This window comes from Nocardia panacis, assembly GCF_003598715.1.
Taxonomy (GTDB): domain Bacteria; phylum Actinomycetota; class Actinomycetes; order Mycobacteriales; family Mycobacteriaceae; genus Nocardia; species Nocardia panacis.
Map to the genome: position 1 here is coordinate 35,192 of NZ_QZFU01000044.1, position 20,158 is coordinate 55,349.

The 20,158-nt window shown below is 68.6% G+C and carries 22 protein-coding genes; 9 read left to right on the plus strand and 13 right to left on the minus strand.

Features of this window, described 5'->3' with window-relative positions:
- The first annotated feature begins 78 nt into the window (after positions 1-78).
- Positions 79-435, plus strand: coding sequence for an ArsR/SmtB family transcription factor (locus D5S18_RS30405; RefSeq protein WP_120044575.1), 357 nt, complete (start codon positions 79-81; stop codon positions 433-435).
- Positions 432-1,361, plus strand: coding sequence for an NAD(P)-dependent oxidoreductase (locus tag D5S18_RS30410; protein WP_120044576.1), 930 nt, complete (start codon positions 432-434; stop codon positions 1,359-1,361). The genes D5S18_RS30405 and D5S18_RS30410 overlap by 4 nt, the downstream gene beginning before the upstream one ends.
- 264 nt (positions 1,362-1,625) lie before the next feature.
- On the opposite strand, the gene D5S18_RS30415 is transcribed toward D5S18_RS30410, so the two are convergent.
- The 5 genes from D5S18_RS30415 to D5S18_RS30435 all read right to left on the minus strand — a co-directional run bounded on the left by D5S18_RS30415 (position 1,626) and on the right by D5S18_RS30435 (position 5,965).
- A complete protein-coding gene (locus D5S18_RS30415; protein ID WP_120044577.1) occupies positions 1,626-2,594 on the minus strand; it encodes a sigma-70 family RNA polymerase sigma factor in 969 nt (322 codons plus the stop codon).
- A gap of 185 nt (positions 2,595-2,779) precedes the next feature.
- A complete protein-coding gene (locus tag D5S18_RS30420; RefSeq protein WP_120044578.1) occupies positions 2,780-4,288 on the minus strand; it encodes a DUF7782 domain-containing protein in 1,509 nt (502 codons plus the stop codon).
- 103 nt (positions 4,289-4,391) lie between these two features.
- Entirely contained in the window at positions 4,392-4,712 is a 321-nt protein-coding gene (locus D5S18_RS30425; protein ID WP_120044579.1) for a type II toxin-antitoxin system PemK/MazF family toxin, read from the minus strand.
- Positions 4,709-4,933, minus strand: a complete 225-nt coding sequence (locus tag D5S18_RS30430) for a hypothetical protein (RefSeq protein ID WP_239004097.1) — start codon at positions 4,931-4,933, stop codon at positions 4,709-4,711. Before D5S18_RS30430 ends, D5S18_RS30425 begins: the two co-directional genes overlap by 4 nt.
- 24 nt (positions 4,934-4,957) lie before the next feature.
- Positions 4,958-5,965 carry a GlxA family transcriptional regulator gene (locus D5S18_RS30435; protein WP_120044597.1) on the minus strand — a complete coding sequence of 336 codons (1,008 nt, stop codon included), beginning with the start codon at positions 5,963-5,965 and terminating at the stop codon, positions 4,958-4,960.
- 118 nt (positions 5,966-6,083) lie between these two features.
- Between D5S18_RS30435 and D5S18_RS30440 the strand changes: the two genes are divergently transcribed.
- Complete coding sequence (locus tag D5S18_RS30440) at positions 6,084-7,361, plus strand: MFS transporter (RefSeq protein ID WP_120044598.1); 1,278 nt, start codon at positions 6,084-6,086, stop codon at positions 7,359-7,361.
- 101 nt (positions 7,362-7,462) lie between these two features.
- Here the strand turns inward: D5S18_RS30440 and D5S18_RS30445 are convergent, their stop codons facing one another.
- Positions 7,463-7,816 (minus strand): DUF3099 domain-containing protein, encoded by a 354-nt coding sequence (locus D5S18_RS30445; RefSeq protein WP_120044599.1) that lies wholly within the window; start codon positions 7,814-7,816, stop codon positions 7,463-7,465.
- Between the two features lie 156 nt (positions 7,817-7,972).
- On the opposite strand from D5S18_RS30445, the gene D5S18_RS30450 reads away from it, so the two are divergent.
- Positions 7,973-8,209, plus strand: a complete 237-nt coding sequence (locus D5S18_RS30450) for a DUF3039 domain-containing protein (protein ID WP_120044600.1) — start codon at positions 7,973-7,975, stop codon at positions 8,207-8,209.
- On the opposite strand, the gene D5S18_RS30455 is transcribed toward D5S18_RS30450, so the two are convergent.
- Entirely contained in the window at positions 8,182-9,111 is a 930-nt protein-coding gene (locus D5S18_RS30455) for a YihY/virulence factor BrkB family protein (protein ID WP_239004098.1), read from the minus strand. The two genes, D5S18_RS30450 and D5S18_RS30455, sit on opposite strands and share 28 nt — an antisense overlap.
- 327 nt (positions 9,112-9,438) lie before the next feature.
- Here D5S18_RS30455 and D5S18_RS30460 point away from each other — a divergent pair, with 327 nt between their 5' ends.
- Positions 9,439-11,136 (plus strand): DEAD/DEAH box helicase, encoded by a 1,698-nt coding sequence (locus D5S18_RS30460; RefSeq protein WP_203236998.1) that lies wholly within the window; start codon positions 9,439-9,441, stop codon positions 11,134-11,136.
- Between the two features lie 46 nt (positions 11,137-11,182).
- Here the strand turns inward: D5S18_RS30460 and D5S18_RS30465 are convergent, their stop codons facing one another.
- The gene (locus D5S18_RS30465) at positions 11,183-11,776 is read right to left on the minus strand and encodes a TetR/AcrR family transcriptional regulator (protein ID WP_120044582.1); all 594 of its coding nucleotides are present in this window, start codon (positions 11,774-11,776) and stop codon (positions 11,183-11,185) included.
- Between the two features lie 109 nt (positions 11,777-11,885).
- On the opposite strand from D5S18_RS30465, the gene D5S18_RS30470 reads away from it, so the two are divergent.
- On the plus strand, positions 11,886-12,626 hold the full coding sequence (locus tag D5S18_RS30470; RefSeq protein ID WP_120044583.1) for an SDR family NAD(P)-dependent oxidoreductase: 741 nt from the start codon (positions 11,886-11,888) through the stop codon (positions 12,624-12,626).
- Between the two features lie 3 nt (positions 12,627-12,629).
- On the opposite strand, the gene D5S18_RS30475 is transcribed toward D5S18_RS30470, so the two are convergent.
- Together D5S18_RS30475 and D5S18_RS30480 are read right to left on the minus strand one after the other, a co-directional pair.
- Complete coding sequence (locus tag D5S18_RS30475) at positions 12,630-13,172, minus strand: hypothetical protein (protein WP_120044584.1); 543 nt, start codon at positions 13,170-13,172, stop codon at positions 12,630-12,632.
- The gene (locus D5S18_RS30480) at positions 13,172-14,944 is read right to left on the minus strand and encodes a DEAD/DEAH box helicase (RefSeq protein ID WP_120044585.1); all 1,773 of its coding nucleotides are present in this window, start codon (positions 14,942-14,944) and stop codon (positions 13,172-13,174) included. The genes D5S18_RS30475 and D5S18_RS30480 overlap by 1 nt, the downstream gene beginning before the upstream one ends.
- Before the next feature lie 131 nt (positions 14,945-15,075).
- Between D5S18_RS30480 and D5S18_RS30485 the strand changes: the two genes are divergently transcribed.
- On the plus strand, positions 15,076-15,849 hold the full coding sequence (locus tag D5S18_RS30485; RefSeq protein WP_203236995.1) for a TetR/AcrR family transcriptional regulator: 774 nt from the start codon (positions 15,076-15,078) through the stop codon (positions 15,847-15,849).
- A gap of 60 nt (positions 15,850-15,909) precedes the next feature.
- Here D5S18_RS30485 and D5S18_RS35980 read toward each other — a convergent pair whose 3' ends face one another.
- Both D5S18_RS35980 and D5S18_RS30495 read right to left on the minus strand, forming a co-directional pair.
- On the minus strand, positions 15,910-16,104 hold the full coding sequence (locus D5S18_RS35980) for a DUF7455 domain-containing protein (protein ID WP_029903635.1): 195 nt from the start codon (positions 16,102-16,104) through the stop codon (positions 15,910-15,912).
- A gap of 520 nt (positions 16,105-16,624) precedes the next feature.
- The gene (locus D5S18_RS30495) at positions 16,625-17,302 is read right to left on the minus strand and encodes a phosphatase PAP2 family protein (RefSeq protein WP_120044586.1); all 678 of its coding nucleotides are present in this window, start codon (positions 17,300-17,302) and stop codon (positions 16,625-16,627) included.
- A gap of 159 nt (positions 17,303-17,461) precedes the next feature.
- Here D5S18_RS30495 and D5S18_RS30500 point away from each other — a divergent pair, with 159 nt between their 5' ends.
- Complete coding sequence (locus tag D5S18_RS30500; RefSeq protein ID WP_120044587.1) at positions 17,462-18,841, plus strand: sensor histidine kinase; 1,380 nt, start codon at positions 17,462-17,464, stop codon at positions 18,839-18,841.
- Here D5S18_RS30500 and D5S18_RS30505 read toward each other — a convergent pair.
- On the minus strand, positions 18,838-19,509 hold the full coding sequence (locus tag D5S18_RS30505; RefSeq protein ID WP_120044588.1) for a response regulator transcription factor: 672 nt from the start codon (positions 19,507-19,509) through the stop codon (positions 18,838-18,840). The two genes, D5S18_RS30500 and D5S18_RS30505, sit on opposite strands and share 4 nt — an antisense overlap.
- Positions 19,510-19,605: 96 nt before the next feature.
- Between D5S18_RS30505 and D5S18_RS30510 the strand changes: the two genes are divergently transcribed.
- On the plus strand, positions 19,606-19,971 hold the full coding sequence (locus D5S18_RS30510) for a DUF952 domain-containing protein (RefSeq protein ID WP_120044589.1): 366 nt from the start codon (positions 19,606-19,608) through the stop codon (positions 19,969-19,971).
- Positions 19,972-20,158: the final 187 nt, after the last annotated feature.

Here is a 20,158-nt window from a genome sequence, read left to right on the forward strand (position 1 = left end):
CTCGGTATTCTCTGACGGCCGTCGTCGCCGCTGTGGCACCGTTCCGGCGTCGGCGACATCGACCGAACAGGGGCACCAATGCCGCAACGCGTGAAATCCAGCCGGACCGACCTGGTCTTCGGGGCGCTCGCCAGCCCGACCCGGCGGGAGATCCTGGCTCTGCTGCTATCGGGTGAGCAGTCGGTGCAAGCCATCGCGCAGTGTTTCGATATGGCTCGGCCCAGTGTGTCCGAACATCTGAAGGTCCTGCGCGACTGCGGGCTGGTCGGTGAGGAGAAGCGGGGCCGCCACCGCTTCTACCGGGTCGAACCGCAGCCGCTGCACGATTTGCAGTCCTGGCTCGCGCCCTTCGAGCATTTCTGGCGTTCTCGGACCCACGACCAAGGGGTGATGCTCGATACTGTGCCGAACGCGACGGCACAGGAGGGCGCATGACCGAAGCCTCGGATCTGTCGATCGGCTGGATCGGCGCGGGCCGCATGGGTGTGGCCATGGCCGCCCGGCTCGCGCCCGGTCACCGGGTCGCGGTGTGGAACCGCACCCGCGCCAAGGCCGAGCCATTGGCCGAACTGGGCTGTGTCATCGCCGACGAGATAGCCGAATTGCGCGACCGGGACGTGGTTTTCACCATGGTGTCCACCCCGGAGGTGCTGGCGCGGGTCCTGCTCGGCCCCGACGGACTGCTCGCCGATCCGGTCCTCGCGCCGCGCTATGTGGTCGACTGTTCAACCGTTTCGGCGGAAGCCTCGGCGGCGGTCCGCGCCGCCTGTGTCGAACGCGGCATCGGGTTCCTCGCCGCCCCGGTCAGCGGCAATGCGAAGGTTGTCGCGGCAGGCAGGCTCGCGCTGGCCGTCTCCGGTCCGCGCGAAGTCTTCGACGCCCTGCGACCCCTACTGCTCACTTTCGGTGCGTCGGTCACCTACGTCGGCGTGGGCGAGGCGGCGCGGCTGGTGAAGATCTGCCACAACCTGCTGCTCGGCGTGCTCACCCAGGCACTGGCCGAGGTGACGGTGCTGGCGGAGAAGGGCGGGGTGGCGCGGGCCGATCTGCTGGCCTTCCTCAATGCGAGCGTCCTCGGCTCGGTGTTCACCCGCTACAAGACCCCGGCCTTCGTCGAACTCGACTACACCCCTACCTTCACCCCGACGCTGCTGCGCAAGGATTTCGATCTCGGCCTGGCCGCGGCGCACGACCTGGATGTCCCTGTTCCGGTGGCCGCGCTCACGGCGCAACTCGTCCAAGCCGCTGTCGCCACCGGTCGGGTGAACGAGGATTTCGCGATCCTGCTGGATGTGCAGGCGCGCGCGGCCGGTCTCGTACTCGAGCCCGAGCACGCGGACGTGGATGACGGTCTCGGCTAGGCCCTGGGAGAAAGAAATCGCCGACCGGTTCGCGCGGAACCCGGAGGGGACGGGCACGCGCGGGCACCGGTCGGCGAGGGGGAGGTGACCGAAGGTCACCGGGTATTTGGTGTGCCGGATCGCGGCAGCGATGGCGAATTCCCCCAACCCCCTCCGGCTGAAGGTCGACTCACTTCGGCCGGAGTTCGATTCGCCTTGTCCGCCAAGCCGATTCGTCGGTGGCGGAGATCAATCGGGGCTGGCGGTGGCCGGCCCCGCATGGAACTAGCTCGCGTACGCCCGCAACCTGTCGGCCCGCTCACCCTTGCGCAGCTTGGACATGACCTCGCGCTCGATCTGCCGGACCCGCTCGCGGGACAGGCCGAACAGTTTGCCGATCTGATCCAGGGTGCGCGGCTGGCCGTCGTCCAGGCCGAAACGCAACCGGATGACCTGCTGTTCGCGCTCGTCCAGGGTGGCGAGCACGGAGCGCACATCGTGGTGCAGCAGCCCGGCGATCACGGCCGATTCGGCCGAGGTGGCCTCGGAGTCCTCGATGAAATCGCCGAGTGGGGCCTCCTCGTCGTTGCCGACCGGCATATCCAGGCTCACCGGGTCGCGGCTGTGATCGAGCAGATCGGAGATCTTGTCGACCGGGATACCGGACTCCCTGGCCAGTTCCTCGTCGGTGGCCTCGCGCCCCAACTGCTGATGCAGTTCCCGCTTGATCCGGGCCAGCTTGTTGACCTGCTCGACCAGGTGGACGGGCAGGCGGATGGTGCGGCTCTGATCGGCCATGCCGCGGGTGATGGCCTGCCGGATCCACCAGGTGGCGTAGGTGGAGAACTTGAAGCCCTTGGTGTAATCGAACTTCTCCATCGCCCGGATGAGCCCGAGGTTGCCTTCCTGGATCAGGTCCAGCAGGGGCATACCGCGACCGGTGTACCGCTTGGCGAGCGAGACGACGAGGCGGAGGTTGGCCTCGAGCAGGTGCGAGCGGGCCGCTTGGCCCTCGCGCACCAGCAGGGCGAGATCGCGCTTGCGCGGGGCCGACAGTCGCTTGCCGGTCTCCAGTAGGTGCTGCGCGTAGAGACCCGCCTCGATGCGCTTGGCCAGCTCGACCTCGTCGGCGGCCGTGAGCAGTGCGGTGCGGCCGATTCCGTTGAGGTACACGCGTACCAGGTCGGCGGCGGGGCTCTGGGCGTCGAGGTCCGATTCGCTGATGCGCACTCGAGTGGTGGCGGGGCTTGTCATGACTTGCCTCCTGTCGGTGGTGTCTCACTCCGAACAACGGACCCGACAGGGAGAAAGTTCCCGGAAACGATGCCGGTAAACCGGTCCTGAACTGCGGCTTTGATCACTTCCATCTGAGAAGTTCCTGAGAAGGCCACAGGTCGGGAACGCGGGTGATCGGCCGGTCTCCCCGGTTTGCCGAACCGTTACGCGGGATGCACCAAACCGTGTCGCACCAGTCCGGTGACGACGTTCAACGCGCCCGCGGCGAATTCGGGGGTCACCTCGACGCCCTCGGCGAGGGCGAGCAATTCCACCAGTTCGGACAACGGCAATCCATCCGGCCGCATTCCCGCCACCAGCGCGCTGGTGGCGGCATCCACCTCGTGCTGCCAGCGCGGGCCGTCGCCGCGATGCAGGCGCGCGACCCGTTCGGACCAGCCCACCTCGCCGGGCAGATAGACCCGCTCCAGTGCGGTGGCCGGATCGACCGCGAAACGCGAACTCCAGGCGAGGGTTTCGTCGGCCGCCGCATCGCGCAGCCAGGCCGAGCGGGCGAAGTAGCCGATGGCCTCCCCGCCGAGGGGGTCGTCGAAGCCGTGGGTCAGATCCTCGGCGAGCAGTTCGGTCGGTCCGTCGATGGCGCGCAGATAGACGAAACCGAAGCCGACGCCTTCGACATCGGCGGCGGTGAAGGCGTCGAGCCAGCGTTCGGCGCGGGCCTGGGCGGCCGGATCGCGCGGGTCGAGTCCGGCGTCGCGCAGCCAGGTGCCCACGTAGAGGGCGGGATCGGCGATGTCGCGCTGCACCACCCAGGCGTCGATGCCGTAGTCGGGCAGCCAGGACGAGACGCGGTGTCGCCAGTCCTCGCCGTCGATATGCGCCCAGGCGGCCAGCATGGCGGCGGTGCCGCCGGGGGCGAGCAGTTCGGGGGCCTGCGAGATGACCAGTTCGCTCGCGCCGTCGAGGGCCAGGCCGGAGTCGCGGTAGGTGTGTTCGATGCGGGCGGGGCCGACGACGAACGGCGGGTTGGCCACGATCTGGTCGAAGCGGCGGTCCGCGACGGGTTCGAACCAGGAACCCTCGAGCAGTTCGATTTCGATGTCATTGAGTGCGGCGGTGGCCTCGGCCAGCCACAGGGCGCGCCGGTTCACGTCGGTGGCGGTGACCGAGCGGGCGTAGGAGGCGGCGTGGACAGCCTGTACGCCGCAGCCGGTGCCCAGATCCAGGACCGAGCCGACCGGTTCGGTGGGGGTGGCGCGCAGCAGTGACAGGGAGGCGTGGCCGACGCCGAGCACATGGTCCTCGGTGAGGGTGCGGCGCCGCATCGAGTCGTCGAGATCCGACAGGATCCAGCGGGTGCCCGCGCCCGCGTCGAGCGGCCGCAGATCCAACGCCGCCCGCACCTCCCGGCCCGAACGATCCAGCAGACCGGCCGCGACCGCCCGATCCATCTCGACCGGCGCCAGCGCCGCCGCCACCTCCCGCTCCGGCATCGCATCCCCGAGCAGCAGCAATCGAATCAGCGTCCCCAACTCGCCCGCGTCGCGCGCGACCCGCCGCACCGGCACCGGTTCCGAACGCCCCAGCGCCGCATGAACTTCCGCCCCCAGCACCGCCAGCAGCCCATCCGCGTCATACCCGACCCGCTCCAACGCCGTCCGCAACTGCGGGCACAACGCCGTCAACAGCGATCCGGTGGTAGTCCGATTCATAGCCACCCGCCCACTGTGCCACCGCAACCTCCCAGCACCCGCGCACCCCCTCCCAACCACCGATCGTGGCGCGATGCCCCAGCGCCGAGGCGCGGTACATAAGTCAGAGCAGCCCGAGTTTGAGCATCAGTGCCTGGTCGAGGTCCGCTAGCTCGTCGCCGTCGAGGCTGCCTTTGAAGTCGCCGAATCGACTCGGATCGACGGTGTAGATCCGGTCGGTGAGAATTCTGGTCTTCACGCCGTCGACATCGATTTCCGGTCGATAGCTGGCAGGCCCGGCGCTGGTCGAGGTCATGGCGACGATCACGGTGGACGAGGCGAACCGATCCGACTGGACGATCACCGCCAAACGCCGGCCCTGCTGTTCGTGGCCGCGAGCGCCGGGTGCGGCCTTGATCTCGTAGATCGCGCCGCGAAAGATCATGCGATCCCCATATATCGCTGAATCGCGAGCATTTCGGCCTGGTCCGATTCATCGGCCGCGAGGCGTTCGGCATCGGCCGCGGCGCGCTCGAGGATCATTTCGCGGTAGGTGCGCAGCACGGCGTAGCGAACGGCTTCGCTGCGGTTGCCGTGGCCGTGTTCGGAGAGCGCGGAGAGGGCGGTTTCCATGGCTTCGTCGGTGCGAACGTTCAGAACTCCCATGGATTCAGCGTAACGCAATATGTGTTACATGCCTCGGTCGGTGGCCGGGGAGTTGTGTGGGGCGCGGAAGGATTTGCGGTAGGCGAGAGGTGGGATGCCCAGGGACAGGCGCATGTGGTGGCGGAGGGATGCGGCGGTGCCGATGCCCGCGCAGCGGGCGACGGCGTCGATGGGGAGGTCGGTGGTTTCCAGGAGGTGGCGGGCGTGGCGCAGGCGCTGCTGGAGCAGCCAGGCGCCGGGGGCCAGGGCGGTCTCGGCTTTGAAGCGGCGGGTGAAGGTGCGCACGCTCATGCGGGCGTTGGCGGCCATGGCGGTCAGGTCCAGGGGTTGATCGAGGCGGGTGAGCGCCCAGGCGCGGGTGCCGGCCGTGCCGTCGGATCCCGGATCGGGGACCTGGCGTTCGATGAACTGCGATTGGCCGCCCTCGCGCCACGGCTGGACCACGCAGTACCTGGCCGCCCGATTGGCGGGCTCGCTGCCGTGGTCGGCGCGAATGATGTGCAGGCACAGGTCGATTCCGGCCGCGAGTCCGGCGGCGGTCCAGATATTGCCGTCCTCGACGAACAGCGGATCCTCATCGAGCAGGACCCTCGGGTACAGCGCGCGGAAGGTATCGGCGAAGCTCCAGTGCGTGGTGGCCCGCCGCCCGTCGAGGAGTCCCATCGCGGCGAGCACGAAAGAGCCGGTGCAGATGGACATGATCCTGGCATCGGGTCGAACATCGGCGAAGGCCGCGACGAGCTCGGCGGAAACGGTGCCCTCGGTGCGCGGTCCGGGCAGCCTGGTCCCGGTGACGATGACCGTATCCGCCTCCGCCATGGCCTCCGGCCCGCATTCCGGCACGATCCCATAGCCCTGGGTGGTCGGCACCGGATCGGTGGACAGCGCGCACACCCGCACGTCGTAGAGCGGATTCCCGTCGGAGTCCACCGCCGCCCCGAGCACCAGCGGCGGGATCGCCAGATCGAATCCGATGACCTCCGGCAGCGCCAACACCGCCACTCTGTGCCGCGTGGATCCGGGATGTCTCATCGCACCGCGAAGCGGTCGGGCGTCGTGCGCATCGTTACCTCCGAGAATGGCTTGATATTGACGCATTGTGGCATTCAGGCCACTCGATGGAAAGATCCGCATCCGGCAGGCTGCTCCGGTGACCGAATTGCGAACGCCGATCACTCGGCCCACCAAGACTTCTCGCGGACCGCATCCGGCCTGGATGGTGGCCTGCGTCGGATTCGTCGCACTGATCGGCGCGGCCGGATTCCGGTCGGTGCCCGGTGTGCTGCTCGATCCGCTGCACGAGGAATTCGGCTGGTCGCACGGGACCATCGGGACGGCGGTCTCGCTGAATATGCTGCTGTACGGCCTGATCTCGCCGTTCGCGGCGGCACTGATGGACCGCTTCGGCATTCGGCGCGTGGTGGCGGGGGCGCTGGTGCTGGTGGCGGCGGGCAGCGGGCTTACCGTATTCATGACGCAGGCTTGGCATTTGGTGCTCACCTGGGGTCTGCTGGTGGGCATCGGGGTCGGCTCGATGTCGATGCCGTTCGTGGCCACCATCACCGGACGCTGGTTCGTCAAGCACCGCGGTCTCGTCACGGGGGTGCTCACCGCGGCGGGCGCGACCGGTCAGCTGGTGTTCCTGCCGATGGTCTCGTCGTTGGCGCACGCGCATGGGTGGCGGTTGCCGTCGCTGATCGTGGCGGGCGCCGCGCTGGCGGTGGCGCCACTGGTGCTGCTATTCATCCGTGACTATCCCAGCGATATGGGCGTCACCGCCTACGGTGCGGAACCCGACAGTTCCGTCGGGGTGCGGACCTCGGTGGCGGGTGGCGCGTCCCGCGCGCTCACCGTACTGGCCACTATCGCGCGCACACCCGGATTCTGGTTGCTGGCAGGCGGTTTCGCGGTCTGCGGCGCGACCACCAACGGCCTGGTCGGCACGCATTTCGTCAGCGCCGCGCACGATCACGGCATGCCGCCGACCACCGCGGCGAGCCTGCTGGCGCTGGTCGGGATCTTCGATGTGGCGGGCACCATCTTCTCCGGTTGGCTCACCGACCGGGTCGATCCGCGCTACCTGCTGCTCGGCTACTACACCCTGCGCGGCTTGTCGCTGCTGATCCTGCCCTCGCTGTTCGCGCCGGACACCCAGCCGAGCATGTGGGTGTTCATCATCTTCTACGGGTTGGACTGGATCGCCACGGTGCCGCCGACGGTCGCGCTGTGCCGGTCGCTGTTCGGCGACGACGGACCGGTCGCCTTCGGGTGGGTGTTCGCCTCGCATCAGGTGGGCGCGGCCATCGCGGCGATGGGCGCCGGCTTCCTCCGGGACCTGCAGGGCAGCTACGACCTGGCCTGGTATCTGGCGGGCGGGCTGTGTGGGGCGGCAGCGCTGATGTCCATCGGCATTCGGCGGACCATATAGTCGCCTCAGTCAGCGGGCCGCAGCGGTCGGGCCGTTGCGATTGGCCGCCTCGGTCGGCGGGTGGAAGCGATTGGCCGCCTCGGTCGGCGGATGGAAGCGAATCAGCCGTCGATCGCGTTGTGCGGGCGCGATTCCAGCGCGGTGCGGGGCCGATCCCAGCGGGAGGGTTCGTCCTTGGCGCGTGGCGGACGGTCGTTGGCGATGAGCACCGCGATCCACGGCAGCGGCACCGAGACGCCGATGATCAGCAGTGATATCAGCGCGCTGCCCCACATGCTGTAGGCGATGGCCGCCAGCACCAGGCACGGGATGCGGAAGGCCATGATGATGGTGTAGCGGCGCACTCTGGCGCGATGCTGATCCTCCAGCGAGGATTGGGCGTCGGTGATCAGGACGGGGTGTCGCTCGTCATTGCCGGGGAAGTATCCGGAGGATCGATCGGGGCGCTCGGGCATCGTGAGGTCCGGGTGCTCGCCTCGGCCGGGATTGTCGGCGGCCTCCGTTTTGCCCTCTCGGTCGGCTGCGCCGTGCTGCTGCATACACCGAGTCTCCCACTCCGGGATCACGGCCGCACACACGGTAGTGGGGCGCGATGCGGCAAAATGGAACTCGTGAGCACAGACACCATGGTCCGCCCCGATACGACCACCGACGAGTCGACCGGCGACGACATCCCCAAGTACTTCCACTACGTCAAGAAGGAGAAGATCGCCGAGAGTGCCGTGATGGGCACCATGGTGGTCGCCCTCTGCGGCGAGGTCTTCCCGGTCACCCGCTCGCCCAAGCCGGGCTCGCCGGTCTGCCCGGAGTGCAAGAAGGTCTACGAGGGGTTGCGCAAAGGCGAGTGAGGCGGATCGGATTCGCCGTCCTCCCCCTGGACCTGCCCGGTCATCCACTGCTTGACCTGGGTCATCCAGGTCGCTCGCGCGGGCCACAACTCCTGGACCGAGGCGTTGAATTCCGCGCCGAGTATGACGGCGAATCCGAGGAAGAACGTGAACAGCAGGAAGGCGATCGGGGTGGCGAGCGCGCCGTAGCTGACTCCGGTCTTGGTGATCCAGGCGAGATAGCGTCGCAGCCCCTCGCTGGCGGCCATGAAGAACACCCCCGCCACCAGCGCGCCCCAGAACAGCCGATGCCACGGCAGTGAGCGGTGCAGCGCCAGCTTGTACAGCGTGGTCAGTCCGACGATGAGCAGCAGTCCGACGCCCGGATAGTAGAACGCGTCCAAAAGCGCCAGCCCCGGTGCGCGCCAGGACTCGGGCAATACCCGCCCGATGAGCTGCGGCCCCAGCGCGACCAGCGGCAGGATGAATACGGCCGCGACCAGGAAGCCCAGGTAGAGCAGCAGTGCGAAGATGCGCTGCCATACCGGGTGGCGCGCGTCCTGCTGATCGTGCGCCTCGACGATGGAGTCGACGAAGGTGGCCATCGCCGAGGATCCGGCCCACAGCGACAGCACGAATCCGATCGACACCACCGCGCCGCGCCCGCGGCCGAGCACGTCGTGCACGGTGGGTGCGATGAGGTCGTTGACCACCGAGGGGCTGAACAGGTCCCGACTGAACTTGATGATCTTGGACTGGACGATATCGACGGTATCGGGTCCGAACCAGCCGCCCACATAGCCGAGGCTGCCGAGCAGTCCGAGCAGCAGCGGGGCCAGCGAGAGGGTTTGCCAGAAGGCCGCCGCCGCCGATTTGGTGAATATCGAGTCGTCCCAGGACTTCTCCGCCGAAAGCCGGATCAGCGCGAGGACGCGGCGCCCCGGCCGGGTCCGCGTCGCATCGCTTGCCGGTGGTTCGCGCGGCGGCGGATCGGTTCTGGGTAGCGGAACTTCGTCGTTCATGGTCCCTACAGCATCGCGCACTCGTATGGCACGCGCCGCGCCACACCGCGAACGTGTCGGCGAACGCTTCGTGTCCACCTACCGCATCCAGCGCCGATGCTGTGACGAACCTCGCGACCTCCGCGTCGGTTTGGCGACACACCGGACCGGGCGGCTAGTGTCTTCAGCGTGACTGGGTCGGGTGGCGCCGTTGCGGCGGAGAACGAATCGCCGAGCGCTACGCCAGCACTGGGCGGTGGTTCGCTGCGAGCCTGGCAGCGCCGCGCCCTGACCAGGTATCTGTCCACCAAACCGCGCGATTTCCTGGCCGTGGCCACGCCCGGCGCGGGGAAGACTACTTTCGCGCTGCGGGTCGCCGCGGAATTGCTGGCCGATCGCACCGTCGATCAGATCACCGTGGTCGCGCCCACCGAACATCTCAAGCATCAGTGGGCCGAGTCGGCGGCCAGGTCCGGGATCGCGCTGGACTCCAAATACTCCAATGCCACCGGTGGCACCTCGGGCGACTATCACGGCATCGTGGTGACCTACGCGCAGGTGGCCTCGCATCCGTCCCGGCATCGGGTGCGCACCGAAAGACGCAGAACCCTGGTCATTCTCGACGAGATTCACCACGCGGGGGATGCGAAGAGTTGGGGGGAGGCCACGGCCGACGCCTTCGGGGACGCGACCCGCCGCTTGGCCCTCACCGGAACCCCGTTCCGTTCCGACGACAGCCAGATTCCCTTCGTCACCTATGAACCCGGTGAACACGGGCTGCCGCAGTCGCGCGCCGATCACACCTACGGCTACGCCGAGGCCCTCGCCGACGGCGTGGTGCGGCCGGTGGTCTTCCTGGCGTACTCGGGTGAGGCGCATTGGCGCGACAGTGCGGGCGAGGAGTATTCGGTGCGGCTGGGCGAACCGCTCAATGCCGAGCAGACGGCCCGCGCCTGGCGCACCGCGCTAGATCCGGCGGGCGACTGGATCTCGGCGGTGCTGCGCGCGGCCGATATCCGCCTGCGGCAGAAGCGATCCTCGGGGATGCCCGATGCGGGCGGTCTGGTGATCGCGACCGATCAGGACCGCGCCCGCGACTACGCCGAACTGCTGGAACACATTTCGGGCGAGCGCCCCGCGCTGGTGCTGTCCGACGATCCCTCCTCCTCGGATCGGATCGCCGAATTCAGCAAGAGCACCCAGCCGTGGATGGTGGCGGTGCGCATGGTGTCCGAGGGTGTCGATGTGCCGCGCCTCGCGGTGGGCGTGTACGCGACGAGCGCTTCGACACCACTGTATTTCGCCCAGGCCATCGGACGTTTCGTGCGCGCGCGCAAACCCGGCGAGACGGCGACCGTCTTCGTGCCCTCGGTGCCGGTGCTGCTGGATCTGGCCGCGCAGCTCGAGGTGCAGCGCGACCACATCATCGGTAAACCGCATCGGGAGAACAACGCCCTCGACGACGAACTGCTCATCGATGCCAACAAGCAGAAGGACGAGCCGGGTCAGGAGGAGCGTTCGTTCGTCGCGCTGGCCGCCGACGCCGAACTGGATCAGGTGATCTACGAGGGTTCCTCCTTCGGCACGGCCACCTTCGCCGGCAGCGATGAGGAGGCGGATTACCTCGGCATTCCCGGTCTGCTCGATGCCGACCAGATGCGTCAGTTGCTGCGTGATCGGCAGGCCCGGCAGATCGCGGAGCGCGGTGAGCCGCGTGCGGAGTCCGCGCCGCAGGTCGCCACCGCCGCCGAGCGCGTCGCCACCGCCGATCGACTCGGCGAGTTGCGGCGCGAGCTGAACAGTTTGGTGGCCATGCATCACCACCGCACCAGCAAACCGCACGGTGTCATCCACGGCGAGTTGCGCCGCGAATGCGGCGGTCCGCCGACGGCGCTGGCGACGGCCGACCAGCTCGTCGAGCGAATCGCCGCGCTCCGGCGCAAATAGTCACAGTGCTCCGGCGCAAGTAGTCACAGCGTTGCGGCGCAAGTGGTTACGCGGGCCAGGCCGCCATGGCGTGGTCGATCGAATCGTTGAGTTCGGCCGGGTCCGCTCCGTCGCGGGCCTGTGTGGAGAGTCCGAACAGCACCGTGGTGTAGAAGCGTGCCAAGGCGGCGGTGTCGGCGCGTGCGTCCAGATCCCCTTCCGCGACACCGCGATCGAGTCGTTCGCGCACGTTTCGCACGGTCTGCCTGCGCTTGTCGGCGAGGAAGTCGCGAACCTCGGCATTGCGGTCGGTGTAGGCGGAGCAGGCCAGTACCACCATGCAGCCGTGCGGCACATCGGCTTTGGTGTAGGCGGCGGCGTTATCGCGCAGCATGGCCTCGATGCTCGCGCGGGCGGTCGGCTCCTCGCGCAGTGCCCGCGCGGTGTGGCTGCCCTCGCTTTGTCGGTAGAGGTCGATCGCCGCGCGGAACAGCGCCTGCTTGTCGCCGAAGGCGGCATAGAGGCTGGGGGAGTTGATGCCCATGGCCGAGGTGAGGTCGGTTATGGCGGTGCCCTCGTAGCCGTGCTCCCAGAAGACCTCCATGGCGCGGCGCAGTGCGACGGTTCGGTCGAAGTTTCGGGGGCGTCCTCGTGCGGCCATCCGCGGCTCCATTTCTGTATCGGCCACTAAATATACCGTCTTGACGGCGGGTGTGGTTCCGTGTTGAGCTATTTATGTATCGATCGGCACAGAAATTAGGAGAGAGTCGATGACGCAGTTGGCCGGCAAGGTGGCGCTGGTGACCGGTGGCAGCCGGGGGATCGGTGCGGCCATCGCCCGACACCTCGCGGCGCAGGGCGCGGACGTGGCACTCACCTATCGCAGCGGTGCGCAGGAGGCGAAATCGGTGGTGGCCGAGATCGAATCGCTCGGGCGACGGGCACTGGCCATCCAGGCCGACAGTGCCGACGCGGCGCAGGTACGCGCCGCCGTCGACCGGAGCGCGGCGGAATTCGGGCGGCTGGATGTGCTGGTGAACAACGCGGGCATCTTCCCGGCCAAACCCTTCGAGGAGTTCACGGTCGAGGAGATCGACAACGCCCTGCACATCCACGCCCGCGCCGCCTTCGTCGCCGCGCAGGCCGCGGTCGCCCACATGTCCGAGGGTGGCCGGATCATCAGCATCGGCTCCAACCTGTCCGAGCGCGCGATCTTCGATGGACTTGCCCTCTACAACCTGAGCAAATCCGCCCTCAACGGCTTCACGAAGGCTCTCGCGCGCGAACTCGGCCCGCGCGGGATCACCGTCAACCTGGTGCAGCCCGGTCCCACCGATACCGAGATGAATCCGGCGGGCGGCGGCCACGCCTCCGTGCAGCTCGGCTTCAACGCCCTCGGCCGCTTCGGTTCGGCCGAGGATATCGCGACCGCCGTCACCTATTTGGCAGGTCCCGGCGGTCGCAGTATCAGCGGGGCCACGCTCACCGTCGACGGCGGCACCAATGCCTGACGGTCAGGCGAAATAGTCCGCCGGGTTCAGGGAGTTGATCGGAACCCAGCGCGGAGTCTGCGCTGGAGCCTGCGGATCATCGTGCGCCGCTTCGAAATACCCCTGGACGCTCAGCGCGAGGCGGGGATCGAGATCCACCTGCCGCGCCATCTCGTAGAGGACCGCGAGCACGTGCAGGCAGCGCTGGGTGCGCGCCGAACACGAGCAGTCGATCCCGGCGAGTTCGGGCGCGGGGGAGCGGCCCGCGGCCACGGCGGCGCGATGCGCCTCATCGGTGAGCGTCGTGGCGTCGGCGACCAGGGTCGCGAGATCGGTCACCGCGCCGCGCGGCAGCGGGGCCACCTCCAAATGCGTGACCGACGCCCGGCCGCCGCGATGGATGGCGGCGCGCACGATCCTTCCCGAGATCTCCACGCGGACACCGCCGTTGCGGGCGATGCTGCGGGCGCGGGGCAGCAGGGGGTCCGGCCGGACGACCCGCAGCGGCTCCGCCAGGCGCACCCAGTCCATACCCCAGGCGGTGTAGCCGAATTCGTTGTCCGCCATCAGTTCTCCCGCTTGCGCCGGAGGATCTCGATCAGTTCGTCATCGTCGAGGCGGGCCAGGGCGGCGATGCCCTCGGCGTCGCCCAGATCGGTCAGCGCGGATTTGCGGTCGTGCATGCCCGCGATATGTTCCTCCACGGTGGTCGCCGAGGTGAGCGTGGTGATACTGACGGTGCGGGTCTGCCCGATCCGGTGCACCCGGTCGGAGGCCTGTGCCTCGACCGCCGGATTCCACCAGCGATCGAAGTGGATGACATCGGCCGCGCGGGTCAGCGTCAGCCCGGTGCCCGCGGCGCGCAGGCTCAGCACCAGCACGGGCGGTCCGTCCTCCGCCTGGAATCCGCTGACCAGCGCGGCCCGCTCGGACTGGTTCACCCCGCCGTGGAAGAACGGTGCGCGCACCCCGAACTGTTCGGCCAGATGACGCACCAGCAGGTCGCCGGTCTGCCGATACTGGGTGAATATCAAGGTGGGCGACTGGGTTTCGAGGTTGGTGGCCACGATATCGGCGCACAGATCGAGTTTGCCGGAGCGCCCGAGGAGCTCGGTCAGGTCGCCGGTGATCAGTCCTGGATGGTTGCAGACCTGTTTGAGTGCGGTGAGCGCGGCCAGTACGCGCCCCTGTCGTTCGATGCCCGACCCGAATCCGTCGTCGATGGCGCGCCCGAGCAGTTGATCGTAGAGCTTCTCCTGTTCGGCGGTCAGATCGCAGAGCAGGTCGGTGTGGATCTTGGGCGGCAGTGTCGCGGCGACCTGACTCTTCTTGCGTGCCAGTAGGACCGGTTCGATCGCGGCGCGCAGCCGGGCCGCCGCCGGGGCCGAACCCTCGTGGATGGGTCGGGCGAAGCGGCGGCGGAACTGGGTGCGATGCCCGAACAGTCGGGGCGCCACCAGATTCAGCAGTGACCACAGTTCTTCGAGATGGTTCTCCACCGGCGTGCCGGTCAGCGCGATCTTGGCCCGCGCGTCCAGCGCCCGCGCCGCCTCGGCGACCAGGGTGCGCGGATTCTTCAGCGCCTGCGCCTCGTCGAATACCGCCGTGGCCCAGGGTGTCCTGCGCAGCGCCGCCCCGTGCAGCCGCAGCATCGGATATCCGGTCACCACCACATCGCCCGGCCCGGCCGCGAGTTCCCCACCGCGCCAGGCGATTGCTCGCAGTCCGGGCGCGAACCGTCCGATCTCATGTCCCCAGTTGCCGACCAGCGAGGTCGGACACACCACCAGTTGTGGCCCCTCCTCGGCTCGACCGAGCAGGAATCCGATGGTCTGCACCGTCTTTCCGAGTCCCATCTCATCGGCGAGCACCGCCCCGCCGTGCGCTTCGGCGCGGTCGCGCAGCCAGCCGATGCCCCGAGCCTGATACGGCCGCAGTTCCGCTTGGAGTGTCGGCGCCAATTCCCGTTCGACCGAGCAGGTCCGGCGCAGGATCCGCACGGCCTCGGTTCCCGACAGGATCGAGGTCGCCACCGCGTCGGGCACCGCGTGCGCCGCGATCGGCAGCACCGGATAGTCGGCCTCCGGGTTGCGGACCTCCGCCCGCCATGCCAGCAGTGATGCGCCGGGTTCGGTTGACGCGGGGTCCGATTCGGGTGTCGCGAGCGCTTCGGCGGCGCCTGCCGCCAGCGCCGCCGGATCGACCAGCGCGCAGTCGATTTCGGCGACCTCGAGTGCGCCGTCGGGGCCGACGGGAACTACCAGCGGCAGCGTCTCGTGCTCGCCGAGCGCCGGGGCGGGGCCGGGGGTCGATTCGGTCCAGGTCCAGAGTGCGAACATATGACGGTCGGGCAGGTAGGTGGCTTGTGTGGGCAGAACGCACCCCTCTGATCGGCGTATTGTGTACGGAGTATCTCTTCAACGTACACAGTACTGAGTTTTGTTCCCGTGTTTCGTTCCCGAGGAGACCCTTGCCCGAATCCGCAGACCCGGCGGGGCAACTGCTCGCGCTGCTGTGGCGCGAATCACTGCCGCGCAAATCGGGCGGACGCGGCCCGAAACAGACGGTGAGCGTCGACGCCGTAGTCGCCGCGGCCGTGGCGCTCGCCGATCGTGCGGGCTACGCCAAGGTGTCCATTCGCTCGGTGGCCGCCGAACTCGACCTGCGTCCGATGAGCCTCTACACCTATATCCCCAGCAAAGAGGTGCTCGAGGCGCTGATGACCGATGCGGTGGCCGCCGAGGACGCGCCGATCCCGCCGGAGTTGCCGGTGCGCGAGCGCATGGCGGCCATCGCGCGTCAGGTGCGCGCGGAACTGCTGGCCCATCCCTGGCTGCTGGAGGTGTCGCCGTGGCGGGTGATCCTCGGTCCGTGGCGCATGCGCCGCTACGAGCGGCACCTGGCCGCGCTGGAAGGTGTCGGGCTGACGGATCTGGAGATGGATCGCGCGGTCGCGGTGCTGGGGGAGTTCGCGACGGGCAATGCCCGCATGGCCATCGCCGCCGAGCGGGCCGCCGCGACGGTCTCGGACGCGGACTGGTGGGCCGAGTACGGCCCGGCCCTCACCGCCCTGATGCCGGTCGAGCAGTTCCCGGTCTCGAACCGGGTGGGTGCGGCGGTCGGCGAGTACTACGGTGCGCCCGCGGATCCGGCGGGCGATTTCGATTTCGGTCTGAGCAGGCTGATCGACGGCATCCTGTCCGGTCGATCGGTCGGAAACGCCGACGGCGGGCGACCCCTGTGAGGTCGCCCGCCGCGGTTGTTCTGTTGTCCGATGCTGTTGTGTCAGGACGCGAGGAGTTGGTCAGAGCGCGGGAGCCGACTCCGTGTCGATCACGGCCTCGAGCTCACGCAGTCGATCCATGTGTTCATTCGCGTGGTGCTGGCAGAAGAGCAACTCGCCACCTGCGGGAAGTACGGCACGCACACGAGCGGCCGCTCCGCAGCGGTCGCAACGGTCGACCGCGGTCAGTGGGGTGCTTGTCAGGGTTCCTGGCATGACTCCTCCGTCCTGGCTCCCGGCACTCGGGCCGTTCGCCTGGTGTGGGGCCCGTGGTCACTCACCACGAGCTCGCTACCGCTACTTCCCAGCAGAGGTATGACTACTCTGTCAGACGTTCGGGACGGGGACTTTGTTCCCGTGGGTGATTCTTTGTGTTTTCGCTAACACGACCAGGGATTTCGCTGAAAGCGAACGCCGCAGGTCGCGCCCGGAACGCCCGGAGAACCACCACCTCGAGGGCTCATCCCCGACTGCGGGGACTCGATACCTGTTGCCCTGCATGGTTGCTGCAGATTGTCATATCGGCAGATTACCCGTGGGGTCCGACACTCACACTCGGGTTCAGCATCTTCTCAGCTCGATACCGTAACGGCCGCAATCGGACTGGACCATTTCCCGACGGAAGCCATAGGGGGTGAGCCGAATCCGCGAGCTGCCCCCCGAGCGGTCACGGCCGACCCCTCGTCGATCGACCGTGACCGCGCGGGTGGTCCGACACAGGGGATATCGGTGTGATCTACGTCTCTGTGACAACTGTTCTCGCAGTTGGGAAGGTCATCTCGTTCGTCTCGGGTGTGATCCTGTGCACGCGCCGGTGATAGGCGAGCAGGCAGATGGTCACCCAGAGACTGCCGAGGGTCCAGCCCGCGAGGATATCGGTGGGCCAGTGCACGCCCAGGCAGAGCCGGGAAAGGCCAACGGCCGCAACGAAGATTGGGGCCACAACGAGCAGGGTGGCGCGCGCGGCCGGTGCGCGCAGATGCATCAGGGCCACCGCGACCACGATGCCGACCACCGCCGCCGACCCCAGGCTGTGCCCGGACGGGAAGGACTGATTCGTCTCCTCGACGAGGTGGTAGCCGACCGGCGGCCGATCCCGACCGACCACCTGTTTGACGACGACCACCAGCGCCCCCGCCCCCGCCGTGGCCACGGCCACCAGCACCAGTTCCCGCCACCGCCGCGCGAGGAGCAGGATCAGGCAGGTCAGCGCGGCCAGTCCGGTCATGGCCAGGGTGCCGCCCAGATCGCTGAGGGCCTTGGCCGTCGAGACCAGCGCGTCGGTGCGCGACTCGACCGCCCGGTCGAACAGGGGGTGATCGATGGCCGTGAGCCCGCCGCCGAGCGCCACACTCGCGGCCAGCGCGCCGAACAGCACGGCGAGGGCGAGGGCGACCCAAACGGCAGGCGACATCTTTCGGCCGCGCGGGGTCGGTGCGGACCGGGGTCTGAGGTCTGGGGGATGCGATGTCACCCGGACACCATGGCATCACCTCGCTGTGAAATTGCTGAGGGCGCCCGCCGGGAACTCGCCGGAGGCGGTGTGCGGCGGTCCGCGCGGGTGTGGTCGAAGATGGCTGACATGTGGGAGCGGATCGGCGAGGTCTACGCGGCCGTGCGGCATCCGGCGCGCTGGGGTCTGCGGGTTCGGTCGGCGCTGATCTCGGGTGTGGCGGTCGCGGTGGTGCTGCTGCTCGGGTCGGCGGCGGTCCTGCTGCTGGTCTATCGTTCGCTGCTCGGTTCGGTCGACGCGGCGGTCGAGGCGCGGGCCTTCGATATCGTCGGTCAGCTGCGCGACACCGCACCGGATCGGCTGCCCGCCGCCGTGTTCGTCCCGTCGAATCATGTGGAGTTCGTCCAGGTGCTCGACGCGTCGGGGCGGGTGGTGCGGGCGTCGGAGGGTGCGCCGGATCGGGTGCCGCGCCTGGCGGCGGATCGGTCCATCGACTATGCCGCCGAGCCGGATTCGGATCTGCGGGTGGCGCGTCGCGCGGTGGACGATCGCTATGTCGTGCTGGTCGGCGCCGATATCGAACCGGTCGAGGAGACGCTGCGGAAGGTCGCGGTCGGACTGGCCGTGAGCGATCCGGTGATCATCGCGGTCGCCGCCGCGGCGGCCTATCGGCTGGTGGGTCGGTCGCTGTCCTCGGTGGAGGCGATCCGGGCCAGGGTCGCCGGGATCGGCGCGGACCGACTCTGCGAACGGGTTCCGGTGCCGCCCGCCCGCGACGAGATCGCCCGGCTCGCGGTGACCATGAACGCCATGCTGGACCGGGTCGAGGCCGGTCAGGGAGCACAGCGCCGGTTCGTCGGCGATGCCTCGCACGAATTGCGCAGTCCGCTGGCCACGGTCATCGCGGCCCTGGAGTTGGGTCTGGCCCATCCGGAGGTGCTCGACCGCGAGTTGATCGGGCGCACGCTGCTGCCGGAGGCCGAGCGGATGCGGCGACTGATCGAGGATCTGCTGACCCTCGCCGCCACCGACGAGCACGGGATGACCCTGCGCACCGGCGATGTCGACCTCGACGACCTCGCGGGGACAGCGGCGCAGGCGCTGCGGCAGCGGGGTGGGATCGAAGTGCGCACCGAGTTGACCCCGACCCGCCTGCGCGGGGATGCGGGCGCGCTGGAACGGGTGGCGCGCAACCTGATCGACAACGCGGGCACCCACGCTGCCGCCGTCGTCCGCGTCGTCACCGACCGCACCGACGACCACGCCCGCCTCACCGTCTCCGACGACGGTCCGGGAATTCCGGTGGCGCAACGGGTCCGGGTCTTCGAGCGGTTCGTCCGCCTGGACACCCACCGCGCCCGCGACACCGGCGGCACCGGACTCGGGCTGGCCATCGTCGCGCAGATCGTCGCCGCGCACGGCGGAACCGTCACCGTCGGTGACGCGGCCCTGGGTGGTGCGGAATTCACTGTCCTGCTCCCGCTTTCACCAGGGGATTAATCCTCCCGCAGGAGATATCCGACGCCGCGGTGGGTTTCGATGGTGGTGCGGCCGAACGGCGCGTCGATCTTGCGGCGCAGATAGCCGATGTAGACCTCGACCACATTCTCCGGACCGGAGTAGTTGGCGTCCCAGACGTTGCGCAGGATATCGGTCTTCGTGCGGACCGTGCCCTTGTTGCGCAGCAGGTATTCCAGCAGCCCGAATTCCCGTGGGGTGAGGTTCAATTCGACCGTGCCGCGCCGCACCGCGCGCCGGGCCGGATCCAGGTGCAGATCGCCCGCCGACAGCACCGGGTCGCGCCGTGCCGGACCGCGCCGCAGCAGCGCGCGCAGGCGGGCGGTGAGCACCACGAAGGAGAACGGTTTGGTGAGATAGTCGTCCGCGCCGAGGTCGAGGGCGTCGGCCTGCTCGTGATCGCCGTCCTTCGCGGTGAGCATGAGCACCGGGGTGCGCACCTCGGCGGCGCGCAGCCTGCGCAGCACTTCGTAGCCGCTGAGGCCGGGCAGCATGATGTCGAGCACGATGACGTCGAAGCGGTCCTCGGTGGCCGAGAAGAGTCCGTCGGGTCCGGTCGCGGCGACCTGCACCACGAATCCCGCCAGTTCGAGGCCGCGGCGCACCGTTTCGGCCAGTCGCGGCTCGTCCTCCACCAGCAGCACCCGCACGGCCCCGAACTCCCTTGGTTCGCCCCTGGAAAGCAATTGCCGCGCACGACGCTAACCGACCCGACGCCGAGGCTCGCGACCGGTACGGTTGGGCCGATGCGCCCCACCCCGATGCCGGACACGCTGGTGCACCTGTGCACCGCGACCGAGTGGCACTCCGCCCGCCCGACCGGTGCGTACCGCGCGCCATCCCTGGCCGAGGTCGGTTTCATTCACCTGTCCGCGCCGAACCAGGTGCATCTGCCTGCCAACCGGTTGTACGCGGGTCGGCGCGATCTGGTGCTGCTGCGGCTCGATCCGGCCCGCCTCGGCGCGCCGGTCGAATGGGAGCCGGGGGTGCCCTCCGATCCCGAGTCGATGCTGTTTCCGCACCTGTACGGTCCGCTGCCGGTGGCGGCCGTTCGCGCGGTCGAGGAGTATCTGCCCGGCCCTGATGGTGTCTTCGCTGCGCTGGAGCGCTGAAACCTGCTCGGCGACGGTCGGATTCAGGACAAGGCCCCTGTCCGAGAAAGGGCCTAGGCGCAATGCCGCTCAGTTAGTGGGTTGGGCTGGGTGTCAAGTGGATCGTGTTGTCGTGCGCGTGGGGGCATGAGAGTAGGACAGCGGAACTACTGGTAGAGAGATCTTGTCCGCCAAGACAAACCGCTCA

What these genes read in the sequence shown, in the direction of transcription:
- D5S18_RS30510 (WP_120044589.1), top strand. Translation starts at nt 19,606, where the DNA reads ATGCGCCCCACCCCGATGCCGGACACGCTGGTGCACCTGTGCACCGCG.
- D5S18_RS30465 (WP_120044582.1), bottom strand. Translation starts at nt 11,776, where the DNA reads ATGGCCGCACGAGGACGCCCCCGAAACTTCGACCGAACCGTCGCACTG.
- D5S18_RS30420 (WP_120044578.1), bottom strand. Translation starts at nt 4,288, where the DNA reads ATGAATCGGACTACCACCGGATCGCTGTTGACGGCGTTGTGCCCGCAG.
- D5S18_RS30435 (WP_120044597.1), bottom strand. Translation starts at nt 5,965, where the DNA reads ATGAGACATCCCGGATCCACGCGGCACAGAGTGGCGGTGTTGGCGCTG.
- D5S18_RS35980 (WP_029903635.1), bottom strand. Translation starts at nt 16,104, where the DNA reads ATGCCAGGAACCCTGACAAGCACCCCACTGACCGCGGTCGACCGTTGC.
- D5S18_RS30430 (WP_239004097.1), bottom strand. Translation starts at nt 4,933, where the DNA reads ATGGGAGTTCTGAACGTTCGCACCGACGAAGCCATGGAAACCGCCCTC.
- D5S18_RS30410 (WP_120044576.1), top strand. Translation starts at nt 432, where the DNA reads ATGACCGAAGCCTCGGATCTGTCGATCGGCTGGATCGGCGCGGGCCGC.
- D5S18_RS30445 (WP_120044599.1), bottom strand. Translation starts at nt 7,816, where the DNA reads ATGCCCGAGCGCCCCGATCGATCCTCCGGATACTTCCCCGGCAATGAC.
- D5S18_RS30480 (WP_120044585.1), bottom strand. Translation starts at nt 14,944, where the DNA reads ATGTTCGCACTCTGGACCTGGACCGAATCGACCCCCGGCCCCGCCCCG.
- D5S18_RS30470 (WP_120044583.1), top strand. Translation starts at nt 11,886, where the DNA reads ATGACGCAGTTGGCCGGCAAGGTGGCGCTGGTGACCGGTGGCAGCCGG.
- D5S18_RS30495 (WP_120044586.1), bottom strand. Translation starts at nt 17,302, where the DNA reads ATGTCGCCTGCCGTTTGGGTCGCCCTCGCCCTCGCCGTGCTGTTCGGC.
- D5S18_RS30500 (WP_120044587.1), top strand. Translation starts at nt 17,462, where the DNA reads ATGGCTGACATGTGGGAGCGGATCGGCGAGGTCTACGCGGCCGTGCGG.
- D5S18_RS30475 (WP_120044584.1), bottom strand. Translation starts at nt 13,172, where the DNA reads ATGGCGGACAACGAATTCGGCTACACCGCCTGGGGTATGGACTGGGTG.
- D5S18_RS30415 (WP_120044577.1), bottom strand. Translation starts at nt 2,594, where the DNA reads ATGACAAGCCCCGCCACCACTCGAGTGCGCATCAGCGAATCGGACCTC.
- D5S18_RS30425 (WP_120044579.1), bottom strand. Translation starts at nt 4,712, where the DNA reads ATGATCTTTCGCGGCGCGATCTACGAGATCAAGGCCGCACCCGGCGCT.
- D5S18_RS30405 (WP_120044575.1), top strand. Translation starts at nt 79, where the DNA reads ATGCCGCAACGCGTGAAATCCAGCCGGACCGACCTGGTCTTCGGGGCG.